Here is a 13750-nt window from a genome sequence, read left to right on the forward strand (position 1 = left end):
GATCACGAACGCTTTGTGACTGACGGGTTAAGCGCCCATCTGGCGGCTTAAAGTCTGATTCAGGCCGTTTCTGTCAGGCTCTGATCGGCCCCTTGGCGGAGTGCGTTCAGCAGACGCTTGGCCTGCACCACCAGCTGCGAGGAACCCCGCCCCGAGGCCACCGCCTCGAGCCCGGCCACCTCACCGCGGCCCCCACACCGCTCCGCACAGTCCGCCGCGACGGCGAGGACCTCACCGAGCCCCCGCACCGGCTTCCCCGCGCCGAGCAGGCCCGGCAGCATCGCGGCCAGGACCGCCCACACCGTCCCGTACGCCCCGGTGGCCGCCGCCGTCCGGACCGCGTCCGCCAGCCGGTTCGGCTTGACCGAGCCCTCCGCGACCAGCCACACCAGCTCCCCGCCGAGCTGCCGGGCGTCCAGCTCGCCCCGCGAGGCCAGGACGAGCACCGCGTCCACCGCGCGCAGCCGGTCGTCCGCGTCCATACAACCGAGACCGAACGCCAGGGCCAGATGGACCGCCCGGCCGACCGGGCCCTCGGCCTCGGCCAGCGCCGTCAGGGGTTCGGTCAACCCGCGCGAGTCCCCGTCGACACAGCCCGCCAGGGTCGGCAGGAGACAGGCCGCGAGCACCTCACGGTCCCCCGGCAGCACCGGGGACCACTGTGCCCGGTTGTTGTCCCAGTGGTAGCAGCGGCGCGGCGTCGCCCCCAGGGCGCTGCCCAGCCATTGGAAGGCGGGCGGCATCTCCTCGCGCACCACGGGACGTACACAAGTCCCGACCACGATCCGGTCGATCAGCCACCACTTCAGCGAGGACCGCCCCTCGCCCCGGGGAAGGAGCTCCACGGTCGCCCCCACGGCCGCCTCCTCCCGCAGCCATACGGCGAGCCGCCGGCCGGCCGAGGTACCGAGCGCCGCCGCCTCCTCGGCCGCCCGCCCCGCCGACGGGTCGGTCCGCGGGACCCGGAGCAGGGCCTGGGTGAAGTCGGCCGGAGCGGGCTCGACGCCCGCGTCCCGGTAGGCCCGCAGCCGCTCCACCAGGACCAGCGGGTCGACGGCGCCGGTGTGCCAGGTCGGCGTGGCGAGGAGGAACGGCAGCGCGTCCGTGCCGACCAGATCGGCGGCCTCCCACAGGCGCGCGTCGAGGACCCCGGCCAACGACTGCTGGAGACAGCAGGTCGGGCCGCGCCCGTTTCGCCGACCGAGTTCGACCCGCGTCGGGTTCAGCAGACCGAGCAGTCCCGCGAGCACCACCTCGACCCCATAGGTGTGGTGCGTGAAGTAGTAGCCCTCCTGCCACTCCGTCCGGGGAAACGCCTCCCGAACCGCGTCCACCACGGCCGCCCGGTCCCGGTGCGCGAGCCGCACCAGTCCGTCGAGCGCCCGCTCGAACGCCACGGGCTCTTCGACGAGCCCCTTCACCACCAGCTCCTCCATCAGCGCCTCGACCGTCGTCGCCGGGGGCGCGACCAGCTGCCGCTCGGCCACCGGCGGCAGGATCTCCTCGTACGGAGCCCCGGACTCCTCCTCCAGGTCCGCCCCGAAGAGCGCGGAGGCGGCCGGCCGGTGTGCCGGGCTCAAAAGACCCGCCTGCTCCGCCAGCTCACGGCGTACGGAGGCGTCCACCGCGGCCGCGTGACGACCCACCAGCTTCAGGGCCCGCTCCTGGATCGACGTGTCCTCGTGCCCGAAGGCCTCGGCCACGGCGGGCAGCAGCTCGTCCGCCGCGCCCGGCTCCCGCGCCAGCACCTTCCCGACCAGCGTCAACTGGGCCCGCACCAGCTTCTTCTCGGTGCGGAACAGCACCCCGCCCGTCATCTCGGCGAGCGCACCCGTCGACAGCGCCCCCTCGGCGGCGAGACCCGCGAGGATCTCCTGCGCGTACCCCGCGACCGGGGACGGCGCGTCCGCCGTCATCCCGACCCAGTCCGGGACCCGCTCCCGCAGCTCGCCCGCCTCCGGTTCGAGGAGCCGCACCATCTCCAGCGGGAAGCGCAGGTTCCGCAAGGGGCCGCCGCGGAGCAGACGGGAGACGCACAGGTCCAGGACCTGGGCCCGGTCCAGGATTCCCTCCGCGACGAGCGTCCTGAGCGCCGTGGGCCAGTGCCTCGGTGAGTCGGGGCGGACAGCCCGCGTGAACCGTTCGGGGGTCTCGGCCATCGCGAGCGCGTGTGCCACCAGAGCGGGCGTCTGGGGGTCCTCCCGGAGCCGCTCCACGAGACGGTCGTCGGTGATGTGCCAGATCCATCCGGTGACGTAACCGTCCGTCGGGGCGACCTGGTACCCGGAGCGGACCACGAGTCCGTGGAGCAGGGGGTAGCTGTTCTCCGCGACTGCCTGTCGCCTGGCCAGGCGCCCGGCCAGGTCCGCCGCCCACTCCGGGTCCCGCTCGCCCAGCGCCGCGAGAGCCAGGGGGCCGTTCGTGTCCCACATCAGCAGATCGCGCGCGCCGAGCCAGCTCGCGGCCGCCGCGGCCCCCGACAGGCAGCCGGCGCCCGCCACGTACAGCGCGCTGCGGATGCGGTTCGCCAGGTACGGGGGCGTCGCCCACTCCCCGGCGCGCACCTCGGCGCGCAGCACCTTCAGCTGCCCGAGGGCGGCCTTGCGCGCAGTGGCGTCCAGCGGTTCCAGGAGCTCCGGCACCTCGGCGGCCAGGCCCGCGCGCACCGCCGCGAGCAGCTTCTCGATCCCGGAGCCGTCCGGCCCCCCGCTGCCCGGGCCCGCCGCCGCGCCCACCTCTTCGTCGACCCCCACGCCGTCACCCATACCGATCCCCACGCCCTTCCCCGTTCCGTTGTCCACGCCGTCCCCCATGATCCCCTTCGCGTCCCGCCCCTCCGGCCGGGGCGCCGTCAAAGCCCGGCTCCGACGGCGACCGTCGCGCCCCGCCGGACCATCCGTACCGCGAGCGCGTGCTTGCACGGGCCCCGCCGGCCCCGGTAGTCCGCCCACCACTGGCAGGTGCAGCTCAGCACCCCGTCCGACGACCGCACCCGGTAGCGCCGTTCTCCCGAGGCCACCGTCGCCAGATCGCCCTCGAGGGTCACCGCGCCCTCCGCCACCAGCCGACGCGCGCTCACCAGACGCGGGTTGTGCCGCTCGGCCCGGTCCGCGTCGTACGGCAGCTCCCGGTGGAAGTACGCTGCGTCCGCCACGTCGTACCCCACTCGGCCGGCCGTGCCGAGCCGGGTCAGCGCCGCACGCACCCGGTCGACCGTCAGCCCGGCCTGCGCCGCCAGGTCGGCCAGGTCGATCCGCGGCTCCCAGGCAAGGAGGACCGCGACCAGCTCGGCGTCCTGCGCCGCCTCCTCCGTCGCAAGCGCCTCCAGGACCCCGCCCTCACCGGAGAAGCCCCGCGCGGAGTCGGGCGACAGCGTCAGCGTCAGCCGCATGCCGGGAAGGGTCACCTCCCAGGCGCTCGCCGTGGGCAGGGTGCCGTCCGGCACCGGCCCGTACACCCGCAGGCCCGTCGCGTGCCGCAGCACCCGCTCCAGGGCGATCAGCCGGTCAGGACCCGGCAGGCACACCGCGCCGGCGCCCGGCCGGGTCGTCGGGCGCAGGGTCCGGCCGGACTGCGTGATCCACAGCGGACCGCGCCCGCGCCCCTGGTTCCGGGGCAGGGACCGGAGGAAGCGGACGGCCTCCGCCCCGCTCAGCTCGGCCCGCAGGTCGAACCGGGCCGAGGCGACCTGTGCCTCGGCGAAGCCCCGCAGCCAGCGGTCCGGCAGCGGGACCTTCTTCTCCACGACCGCCCCCGCGAGCGTGGTCACCGCCATCTCCTCGGGGCCCACCCGCAGATGCAGCGGATCGTCCCCCGACATCCGCGACAGCGCCTCCCGCAGCGGATCGTTCACGTCGACGTTGGTGGTGCCGTGCCCCGTCTCCGTACCCCCGAGCCCCTCGTCGAGGACGTCCAGACGCGCGTACACCCCGCCGCAGCCGGAGAAGGACTCGAACCGCAGCCGGTCCCCGTTCCCCGTCACCACCGGATCCAGCGACCCGGGCCGTATCCGCTGGTGGTAGCGGGCCGCGGCCACGTCGGCGACCGCGAGCAGCCCACGGGCGGCGACCTGCGGGGAGGCCAGGAAGCCGGAGAAGAAGCGGGGATGGGCCTCGGCCCCACGGGGCGTGAGACCCCCCGCCGTCTCCAGACCGAGCAGCCGGCCGGAGCCCGTGGACTCCAGCGCGGACGGGCGGACGTAGGCGAGTGCCTGTACGGATCGCGTCATGGATACGACGTTAGGACCCGGCACTGACAATCATCAGGACAACAGCCCCCGCACCACGTCTGACCAGGTGTTACTGTCCGACACGACCCGGCCGCAGCACCTTGCTGAACAGTACGGACCCGCCCTCGGCCCGCAGACGCACCGTCAGTTCCCCGCTGTGGCCGTCGATGTCGACCTCGCCGAAGTACTGCGGGCTCTCCATCGGCGACAGGTTGGCCCGCTCCGGCGCCCGGACGAACACCCGCTCCGGGCCGAAGGTCCCGTCGAGGGCGTTCGCCGGGAACCCGCCCGCCGCCAGCGGCCCGGACACGAACTCCCAGAACGGCGCGAAGTCCTGGAACGCGGCCCGCTCCGGCGCGTAGTGCTGCGCCGAGGTGTAGTGCACGTCCGCAGTCAGCCACAGCGTGCCGGTGATCCGCCGGTGCTTCACGAACCGCAGCAGCTCCGCGATCTGGAGCTCACGGCCCAGCGGCGCGCCCGGGTCGCCCTGCGCGATCGCCTCGAAGTTCGCCGCGCCGTCCGGTACGACCAGGCCGAGCGGCATGTCGGCCGCGAGCACCTTCCACACCGCGGTGGAGGCGGCCAGCTCTCGCTTGAGCCAGGCCAGCTGCTCGGCGCCGAGGATGCCGGTGGTGTCGTCGGCCTGCCGGCCGGGGGAGTTGGCGTTCCGGTGGGAGCGCATGTCGAGGACGAACACGTCGAGCAGCGGCCCGTACCGCACGACGCGGTGCATCCGGCGTTCGCGGCCGTCCCCGCGCGCGTGGAGGGTGGAAACCGGCGTGTACTCGCCGAAGGCGCGCAGGGCACGCGCGGCGAGGACGTCCACGTCCTTCTCCGTGTAGCGCGGGTCGTCCAGGATCTGGCCCGGGTACCAGTTGTTGCGCACCTCGTGGTCGTCCCACTGCATCACCGTCGGCACCTGCGCGTTGAACGCCCGGACGTTGTGGTCGAGGAGGTTGTAGCGGAAGTTGCCCCGGTACTCGTCGAGCGTCTCCGCGACCTTCGACTTCTCGGGCGTGGTGACGTTCCGCCAGATCCGCCCGTCGGGGAGCGTCACGCTGGGCTGGAGCGGCCCGTCGGCGTAGACCGAGTCGCCGCTGCACAGGAAGAAGTCCGGGTCGAGGCGGCGCATCTCCTCGTACGCGCGGAAGCCGCCGATGTCCGGGTTGATGCCCCAGCCCTGCCCGGCGATGTCGCCCGACCACAGGAAGCGGACGCCGTCCCGGCGCCGGTCGGGGGCCGTACGGAAGGTACCGGTCAGGGGTTCGCCCGTCCGGCGCGGATCGTCCGGGTCGGCGAGGGTGACCCGGTAGTGGATCTGCTCGCCCGCGGGCAGACCGCGCAGGGCGGTGGTGCCGGTGAAGTCCGTGCCCGAGCCGATCAGCGGCCCCCGGTGCCGGCGTACCCGCCGGAACGACTCGCTCGCCGAGGTCTCCACGAGCATCCGCGCCGGCCGGTCCGACCGCACCCACACCAGACCGGAGGAGGTCGTGACGTCGCCGGTCTGGACCCCCCACTCGGCGCGGGGGCGCCCCGAAAGCGCGAACGCCGGGGCGGCCAGACCGGTGCCGCCGAGGGTGAGCGCCGCCGAGGCGGCCAGCGAACCGCGCAGCACGCTGCGGCGGGCGGGGGAGGGGGAAGTTCCGGGTACGGACTGGGACATGGAAGGGCCTCCGAGGCGGTGTCCGGGCGGGGGCGGTGCGTCGCCCCATGCCTAACGGCCGGGAACGGCGCCCACACGAACCCCGCGTGAACAGATCATCGGGCCTCGCCCCACCGACTCCGCCGAACGCCCCGGCCCGGATACGCCGACGCCCCGGCCCCCGAACGCCACCCCCGCCCCCCGCCCCCCTCACCCCCCGCCCCCCTCACCCCCCGCCCGACCGCCTCCGCCGCCATCCGTATCCCGGCCGTCACGGCCGACGGCGCCAGATGCGCGTACCCGATGACGAGCCGTACGTCCCCGTCGGTGGGCCGTGCGGTGCCGTACTCCTCCAGGGGCCGCAGCGCCACCCCGGCCTCCGCCGCCCGCGCCAGGAACCGTTCCGGCGGCCCGAAAACAGCCGGTACGCGCGCGATGACGTGCAGTCCGGCCGCGATGCCGCTCACCCGGGTGCCCGGCAGGTGCTCCGCGAGCGCGGCGAGCAGGGCGTCCCGCCGCTCCCGGTAGGCGCGTTGGCAGCGGCGCAGCTGACGGTCGTAGCCGCCCCGCGCCACGAACTCCGCGAGCACCGCCTGGTCGAGTACGGGGTTGCCGAGGTCCATCGTCCGCTTGCGTTCGACGACCTCGCCGAGCAGCGCCTCGGGGACGAGCATCCAGCCGAGCCGCAGGCCGGGCGCGAGCGACTTGCTGACCGAGCCCGCGTAGACGACCCGCTCCGGATCGAGCCCCTGGAGCGCGCCGACGGGCGCCCTGTCGTACCGGAAGTCACCGTCGTAGTCGTCCTCCAGGACGTACCCGTCGACCGCCCGCGCCCAGCCGAGCAGCTCCGCACGGCGCTCGGCCGACCAGCTGATCCCGGACGGGAACTGGTGCGAGGGCGTCACGACCACGGCCCGGACACCCGAGGCGGCGAGCGGCTCGGTCCGCAGCCCCTCCTCGTCCAGGGGCAGCCACAGCGTGTCCAGACCGGTCGAGGCGAACAGCCGCCCGTGCTCCGGGCTGCCGGGATCCTCGATGCCGACCGCGTCGAACCCCCGCGCCCGCAGGACGAAACCGAGCAGCGACGACGCCTGCGCCACGCCGGAGCAGACCACGAGCCGCTCCGGATCGGCCACCACACCCCGGCGCCTGGTCAGCATCCCGGCCAGCGTCTCCCGCAGTTCGGGCAGCCCGCGCGGGTCCGGATACCCGAGCGCCGGATGGGGGAGCCGCGCCAGGACGGCGCGCTGGGCCGCCGCCCACCCGGCCCTCGGGAACAGCGACAGGTCAGGGGTCCCGGGACGGAAGTCCACCCGGACCCGGGACGCCCCGGGGGCCAGGTCGTGAGCACCGCGCACGGCCGCCCTGGCCGCCTCGCCCACCCAGGTGCCCGCGCCCCGGTCGCTGCGCAGATATCCCTCGGCGGTGAGCTGCTCGTACGCCTCGGTGACGAGGCCCCGGGAGACGCCCAGGTCGGCGGCGAGCTCCCGTGTCGACGGCAGCCGCGTCCCGGCCACGAGCCGCCCGGACCGCACCGCCTCGCGCAGCGCCTCCTGAAGGGCCCGGCCGCGCCGCCGCGCCGGGGCCCCGACGGCCGGAAGCAGCAGCTCCCAGGCCGCCTGTCCGTGGTTGCTCATGCCGTGTGTCGTCCCTTCTCCCCACCGCCCGGCCGAAGTGGTCCCCGATGACGTGTCGGAAGTGGACCTTAACGGGGGCCGCGCGGCTTCCTAGCGTCGGAGTCATGAACGCGAACGCCCTGCGCGGGGTCCTCCTGGTGACCCTCGCCTACGCCCTCGTCGGCGCCTCCTTCACCGCGAACAGCCTCCTCGGCGCCTACCCGTACGCGGGCGGTCAGGCGCTGCGCTACGGAGCCGCCTGTCTGCTCCTCCTCCCGCTGCTCGGCCGAGGCGGGCTCGCCCCGCTCCGCACCCTGACCCCTCGTCACTGGCTGCGGCTCGCCGCCCTCGCGGGGGTCGGCATGGTCGGCTTCAACCTGGCGGTCCTCGCCGCCGAGCGGACGGCCGAGCCGGCCGTCCCCGGTGTCCTGGTCGGCTGCGCCCCCGTCGTCGTCGCCGTCCTCGTCCCGCTGACCGAGGGCCGCAGGCCCGCCCCCGCCGTGCTGTACGGGGCGCTGCTCGTCGCCGCCGGAGCCTTCACCGTGCAGGGCTGGGGGCGGACGGACCTCGCCGGGATCGGCTGGTCGGTGGCGGCGCTCGCGGGCGAAGTGGGGTTCACGGTCCTCGCCGTCCCGGTACTCCGGCTACTCGGCCCGAAGCTGCTCACGGCCGCCGTCTGCGGGATCGGCGCGGCCGAGGCGGCGCTCGTGGGTCTCGTGGTGGACGGGGCCGGGTTCGTCCGCGTGCCGACGGGGGTGGAGACGGGCGCCCTGATCTGGCAGGCGGTCCTGGCCACGGTCGTCGGCTTCGTCCTCTTCTACATGGGTGTCCAGCGCGTCGGCATGGAGCGCGCCACCCTCTTCACCGGCGCGATCCCGGTCGCCGCCGCGCTGAGCGCCGTGCTGGTCGCCGGCGCCTCCTTCGGACTGCCGCAGGCGGTCGGAAGCCTGCTCGTGGGGGCCGGCGCCGCCGTGGGCACCGGCCTTTTCATCCGCCGGACGTCACCGGCTGCCGTCCAGGACGACGCGGGCGACGAGAGCCGGGTCGTCGCTCATGGGCACATGGCCGCAGCCGGGCAGCCGGACGAGCCGCGCGCCGGGCAGGGTCCGCTTGGCGCGCACGCCCTGGCGGGGAAGGAGCAGCCGGTCACGGGTGCCCCAGGCGACGGTGACGGGCACCTCGGGGACGTCGTCGCGGAAGCGCACGGCCCCGCCGGCCGCCAGGGTCTGCCGGAAGCCGGTGGCCTCGCGCAGGGCGAGCGTCTCGGCGTAGACCGCCTCGGGTGAACGGCGGCCGGGGCGCGCGTAGATGCTGCTGGTGAGCACGGTGCGCCCGGAGGGCGTACGGGAGAGGCGCTCGATCAGCGGCACGGGCATCGACCGGGCCGCGCCCCGCATCGCCCGGAGCGTCACGAAGGCGTACCGCCGCTCGCCCTCCGACCAGAAACCGGCGGGGGAGAGCGCGGTGACCGAGCGCACCCGCTTCTCCCGGCCGAGTTCCAGGGCGAGCAGTCCGCCGAGCGAGTTCCCCGCCACGTGCGGGCGTTCGACGCCGAGGGCCGCGCAGAAGGCGTCGAGCACGCGGCCGACGGTGACCAGGTCGTACGGGCAGCCTTCGGGGAGTTCGTCGGAGGCGCCGAAGCCCGGCAGGTCGACGGCGATCACGTCCCGCTCGGCGGCGAGGATGTCCAGGACGGGTTCCCAGGCCTGCCAGTGGTGCCCGATGCCGTGCAGGAGCAGCAGGGGTTCACCCGTACCCCGGCGTTCGTACGTGAGGGACGCCGTGCGCGGACCTGCCGGGGTCTCGATCGTGTACGTGATCCGTGCGGGCATGCGGACTCCCCGTCCCGAAAGCTTGTCAGACGTTCTGTCAGTGAGAATTACCGATCAGTAGCCCGGAGTTCAAGACCCTGTCCGAAACTGGACAGAGGGGGAAAGGTGGGCTGGGATGGGCCAGTGCCCATCGACATCCCGACCGACATCCCGACTGACGTTCCGACCGACCCGGCGATCGGCCTTCCGACCGATGTACGGACCGACGTACGGACCGCCACCCTGACCGAACTCTTCGAGGAGCACCGCCCGATGCTCCTCGGCGTCGCCTACCGGATGCTCGGCCGTGCCGCCGACGCCGAGGACGTCGTCCAGGAGGCCTGGCTGCGCTGGACCGCCGAGGACCGGGACGACGTCCGTGAGCCCCGTGCCTTCCTCGTACGCATCACGACGCGGCTCGCCCTCGACCGGCTCCGGCAGGCCCAGGCGCGCCGTGAGGCCTACGTCGGCCCGTGGCTGCCCGAGCCCGTGGTCACCGACTTCGGCCCGGCCGTCCCCGACACCGCTGAGCGAGCCCTGCTCGCCGACTCCGTCTCGCTCGCCGTCCTCGTCGTCCTCGAGTCCCTCTCCCCGCTGGAGCGGGCCGTGTTCGTGCTGCGGGAGGCCTTCGGCTTCCCGTACGGGGAGATCGCCACCGCCCTCGACCGCTCCGAGGCGGCCGTGCGCCAGCTCGCCGGGCGCGCGCGGCGCCATGTCGACGAGGGCAAGCCGCGCTACGACGTCGACCCGGCCGAGCGCCGTGACCTCACCGAACGTTTCCTCTCCGCGGCGTCGGGCGGCGATCTCGGCGGGCTCCTCGCCCTGCTCGCCCCGGATGTGCGTCTCGTCGGCGACAGCGGCGGCAAGGCCAGGACGCCGCGGCGGATCATCGAGGGCTCCGACAAGGTCGGCCGCTTCCTCGCCGCCACGTCCATCGGCGCGGCCGAGCTGTACGAGCTGCGCTTCGTCGAGATCAACGGCGCTCCCGCCGTCCTCGTCCTCGCCGACGGTCGGCCCGACACCCTGGTCCAGATCGAGGTGCGCGACGGGCGCGTCCAGTGCGTCTACATCATCCGCAACCCCGACAAGCTCCAGGGCTTCGCCGCTCCCGACGGACCCTGAGCCCCGCCCGCACGAGAGGCCCCGCCATCCACCCCGGAGGCGGGGCCTTGTGCTGCGCGGGGCTCACGGGGGCGCGAACGTCCTGTGAACGATCTAGGTCAGAGGGTCACATTCGGGGGCGTTCGGCAGAGGATTGGTCTTGACCAAGGGGGTGGCTCGCCTTATGGTCGCAGAGTTAGTGCAGGAACCTTTAATAAACAAGGGCGCGGAAACGCCGCGGGACACGGCGAATTGCGGAGGATCAGGGTGGGGACCACGCAGCTGGCATCGGTACCGGAGCCGAAGTACCAGCACCTCAAGACAGTGATCGGCGAAGCGCTCGACTCGGACTTCGCGGTCGGGGAGATCCTTCCCAACGAGCGCGATCTCGCGGCACGCTTCGGCGTCGCCCGGGCCACGCTCCGCCAGGCCCTGGAGCAGTTGGAGCTGGAAGGCCGGCTGCAGCGCCGCCGCGGCGTCGGCACCACGGTCGCCCCGCCGCGCGTCGGCGTCGACGTCTCCACCACCCAGCACTCCTGGCCGGGTGTCGGCGACGAGGCCTGGCAGTCCCTGGACTCCGCCTCCGCCGTGGCACCCGCCGCCGTCGCGCGCGTCCTGGAGACCGGCGCCGAGGACCGGGTGCACGTCGTCCGCCGCCTCCGCGTCAGCCAGGGGCAGCCCGTCGCCGCCGAGCTGCTGTACGTGCCCGCGGGTTCCGTCCCGGGCCTCAGCGCCGTCGACGCCCCCACCGGCCCGGCCCACGCCCGCGTGGTGCTGCGGGAACTCCAGCACCTCGCCCTCGACGGCCAGGACCGCTCCGTGGAGCTCGGCTCCGCCCGCGCCGACGACGCCAAGGAGCTCGACCGGCTGCCGGGCGCGCCCGTGCTCGTCGTGACGACCCGCTACCTGTCCGGAGGGCGTACCGCCGCCGTCTCCGTGGCGACCTACCGGGCCGACACCTGCCGCCTGACCTTCGGCGACTCCGGCGACCTGGTCATGGCCTCGTAAGGCCGCCTACCGGAAACGCCCCGCGCTCCAGCGGTCACCGGCCCGTCGCAGAACCGCCCCACGGCGGGTTCAGCGGCGGGCCGTCACCGTGCCCTCGACCGCGAACAGCTGCTCCTCGACGTGGTCGAGGGCGAGCCGCAGCGCGCCCGTGCCCACCGCGGCCTCGCCGAGCAGCGAGAGCACGACCCGCGGCGGCCGCAGGCAGAACCGCGCCAGCTCGTCCCGGAGCGGCTGGAGCACACCGTCGAGGCCGGCCGCCCAGCCGCCGACGACCACCAGCTCGGGGTCGATCGCGAGCACCAGCGCCGCCACGTCGTGCACGAGCCGCTGGATGAACCGCTCCACCGCCGCCTCCGCGCGCGCGTCGCCCTCGCGCGCCAGCGCGAAGACCTTGGCGACCGCCTGCTCGTCCAGCGGGTGCAGCGGCTCGTCCGTGGTCGAGAGCAGATGCTCGGGGGTGACACCACGGCCCAGGAGGTGCAGGGCGCCGATCTCCCCGGCCGCGCCGCCGAAGCCCCGGTGCAGCCGGCCGCCGATCAGCGAACCGGCCCCGGGGCTCAGCCCGGCCAGGACGAAGACGATGTCGTCGGAGTCGGTCGCGGCGCCCTTCCAGTGCTCGGCGACGGCCGCCGCGTTCGCGTCGTTCTCCACGATCACCGGGCACCGGAAGGAGCGCCGCAGCCGCTCGCCGAGCGCGAGGCCCGTCCAGCCGGGCAGGGCCGTGCCGAGCCGGACGGTCCCGTCGGCCTCCACGATGCCGGGGGTGCCGACGCCGACGGCCCGCAGGTTGGACCGGGCGACCCCGGCCCTGCGCAGCACGTCGGCGACGACCGTACGCACCCGGTCCAGACGCTCGTCCTCGGGCGCCGTCTCCGACACCTCGCGCGAGCCGGCGCCGATGATCCGCCCGTCCAGACCGGAGAGCAGCGCGGCCACGCGGTGCGGGCCGATCTCGATGCCGAGCAGATGACCGGCCTCCGCGCGGAAGCGGAACCTCCGCGCCGGACGCCCCTGCCGACGGGCCTCGCCCTCCTCGGGGGCCGCCTCGACGACCAGACCGCCCTCCATGAGCCCTTCGACGACGCCCTCGACCGTGGGCCGTGAGAGGCCCGTGATCCGGGTCAGATCGGTGAGCGTGGGCGCGTCGGCGCCTCGCAGCGCATGGAGTACCACCGCGGAGTTGATCCGCCGCAGCAGAGACGGATCCCCGCCGGTCAGCCGCCCCACAGTGTGTCCTCCCAGCTCGTGCACCTCTTCCGGCGGATGGTACTCAATGGGCCAGGTCGCGGCGAGCGCCGCCCCCGCGCCGGACCCCCGCCGCTCGCGCCGGGCCTCCTGACGGAACGCCAACTGTCAGTGGTGGCCGCTTTACTGGTCCCATGACCACGGCACGGCACCTGGCGACGATCGACTTACTCCGCTCCCGCGCCTTCCCGGCACGACCGGAGCGATCCGGCTCCGTCGACAGCGGTCCGGGCTTCCACGTCGGAGAGCTCGCGACGAGCGAGGACTTCTGGGAGGACGACGGTACCCGCCGCGTGCTCGCCGAGGAGCAGTACGAGGCGGAGCGGGACGGACTCACCGCCCTGCTCACCGCCCGCTGGGGCCCGCCGGACGAGCTGAGCCTGTGGTCCCTCCTCGAGCGGAACATGGAGGGCGAGGAGCTGCCGGAGCCGTGGTCCACCCTCAGCTCCCACACCCCGCGCCTGACGCTGTGGCGGGCCGACGAGCGGTGGATAGGAGTCGGCGTCTCCCAGTGGGACAAGGAGCTGCCGTTCCAGCTCCTCGCCGTGATCACCGAGGTCGATCCCCCCTGAAAAGCCGGCTGGGGACAGCTCGCCGGACAGCCCGCTACGGGATCTCGGCCGCCTCCCGGAGACGGGCGTACTCCTCCGCCATCGTCGCCGCCGTCCAGTGCGCGTTCAGTCCGCTCGGGTTGGGCAGCGCCCAGACCCGGGTGGAGCCGATCACGCGCTCCTGCGGACCGATCGCGGCCTTCGGCTCACCGAAAGCCGTGCGGTACGCGGTGACGCCGACGACCGCGAGCCAGCGCGGCGCCAGCCGCTCCACCTTCTCGACGAGCAGTCGCCCGCCCTCGCGGTACTCCTCGCGGCTCAGCTCGTCGGCCCGCGCGCTCGCCCGCGCCACCACGTTCGTGATGCCGAGACCGTACGAGAGGAGCTCCCCCTGCTCCTCCGGCCGCAGCTGCCTCGGCGTGAACCCGGACAGATGGAGCACCGGCCAGAACCGGTTGCCCGGCCGGGCGAAGTGGTGGCCCGTCGCCGCCGACACAAGCCCCGGATTGATCCCGCAGAACAGCACGGAGAGGCCGCCCGCCACCACG

At 74.3% G+C, this 13750-nt stretch carries 10 protein-coding genes and 1 pseudogene; 4 read left to right on the plus strand and 7 right to left on the minus strand.

Annotated elements, in window-relative coordinates; genetic code table 11:
- Positions 1–59: 59 nt before the first annotated feature.
- From ACIRB7_RS09440 to ACIRB7_RS09455, 4 genes are all read right to left on the minus strand, one after another.
- The gene (locus ACIRB7_RS09440; protein ID WP_403594754.1) at positions 60–2801 is read right to left on the minus strand and encodes a DUF6493 family protein; all 2742 of its coding nucleotides are present in this window, start codon (positions 2799–2801) and stop codon (positions 60–62) included.
- A gap of 50 nt (positions 2802–2851) precedes the next feature.
- Positions 2852–4228, minus strand: a complete 1377-nt coding sequence (locus ACIRB7_RS09445; protein ID WP_403594757.1) for an SWIM zinc finger family protein — start codon at positions 4226–4228, stop codon at positions 2852–2854.
- A gap of 70 nt (positions 4229–4298) precedes the next feature.
- Entirely contained in the window at positions 4299–5891 is a 1593-nt protein-coding gene (locus ACIRB7_RS09450) for an alkaline phosphatase D family protein (RefSeq protein ID WP_403594760.1), read from the minus strand.
- A 95-nt stretch (positions 5892–5986) separates the two neighbouring features.
- On the minus strand, positions 5987–7507 hold the full coding sequence (locus ACIRB7_RS09455; protein ID WP_403594763.1) for a PLP-dependent aminotransferase family protein: 1521 nt from the start codon (positions 7505–7507) through the stop codon (positions 5987–5989).
- Between the two features lie 104 nt (positions 7508–7611).
- Here ACIRB7_RS09455 and ACIRB7_RS09460 point away from each other — a divergent pair.
- Positions 7612–8400, plus strand: a pseudogene (locus ACIRB7_RS09460) (EamA family transporter); the annotation flags it as partial.
- An 87-nt stretch (positions 8401–8487) separates the two neighbouring features.
- Here ACIRB7_RS09460 and ACIRB7_RS09465 read toward each other — a convergent pair.
- Positions 8488–9318 (minus strand): alpha/beta fold hydrolase, encoded by an 831-nt coding sequence (locus ACIRB7_RS09465; RefSeq protein WP_403594766.1) that lies wholly within the window; start codon positions 9316–9318, stop codon positions 8488–8490.
- Between the two features lie 222 nt (positions 9319–9540).
- On the opposite strand from ACIRB7_RS09465, the gene ACIRB7_RS09470 reads away from it, so the two are divergent.
- Both ACIRB7_RS09470 and ACIRB7_RS09475 read left to right on the plus strand, forming a co-directional pair.
- Positions 9541–10419 (plus strand): RNA polymerase sigma-70 factor, encoded by an 879-nt coding sequence (locus ACIRB7_RS09470; RefSeq protein ID WP_403596137.1) that lies wholly within the window; start codon positions 9541–9543, stop codon positions 10417–10419.
- Between the two features lie 246 nt (positions 10420–10665).
- Positions 10666–11406: a GntR family transcriptional regulator gene (locus ACIRB7_RS09475; RefSeq protein ID WP_403594769.1), complete on the plus strand. Its 741-nt coding sequence runs from the start codon at positions 10666–10668 to the stop codon at positions 11404–11406.
- Positions 11407–11475: 69 nt separating this feature from the next.
- On the opposite strand, the gene ACIRB7_RS09480 is transcribed toward ACIRB7_RS09475, so the two are convergent.
- Positions 11476–12633, minus strand: coding sequence for an ROK family transcriptional regulator (locus ACIRB7_RS09480; RefSeq protein WP_403594772.1), 1158 nt, complete (start codon positions 12631–12633; stop codon positions 11476–11478).
- Positions 12634–12785: 152 nt separating this feature from the next.
- On the opposite strand from ACIRB7_RS09480, the gene ACIRB7_RS09485 reads away from it, so the two are divergent.
- Positions 12786–13223 (plus strand): hypothetical protein, encoded by a 438-nt coding sequence (locus ACIRB7_RS09485; protein ID WP_403594775.1) that lies wholly within the window; start codon positions 12786–12788, stop codon positions 13221–13223.
- A 34-nt stretch (positions 13224–13257) separates the two neighbouring features.
- Here the strand turns inward: ACIRB7_RS09485 and mug are convergent, their stop codons facing one another.
- Complete coding sequence (gene mug / locus ACIRB7_RS09490) at positions 13258–13749, minus strand: G/U mismatch-specific DNA glycosylase (RefSeq protein ID WP_351217873.1); 492 nt, start codon at positions 13747–13749, stop codon at positions 13258–13260.
- Position 13750: the final 1 nt, after the last annotated feature.

It is taken from the genome of Streptomyces sp. NPDC093795, from assembly GCF_044764665.1.
Lineage (GTDB): Bacteria > Actinomycetota > Actinomycetes > Streptomycetales > Streptomycetaceae > Streptomyces.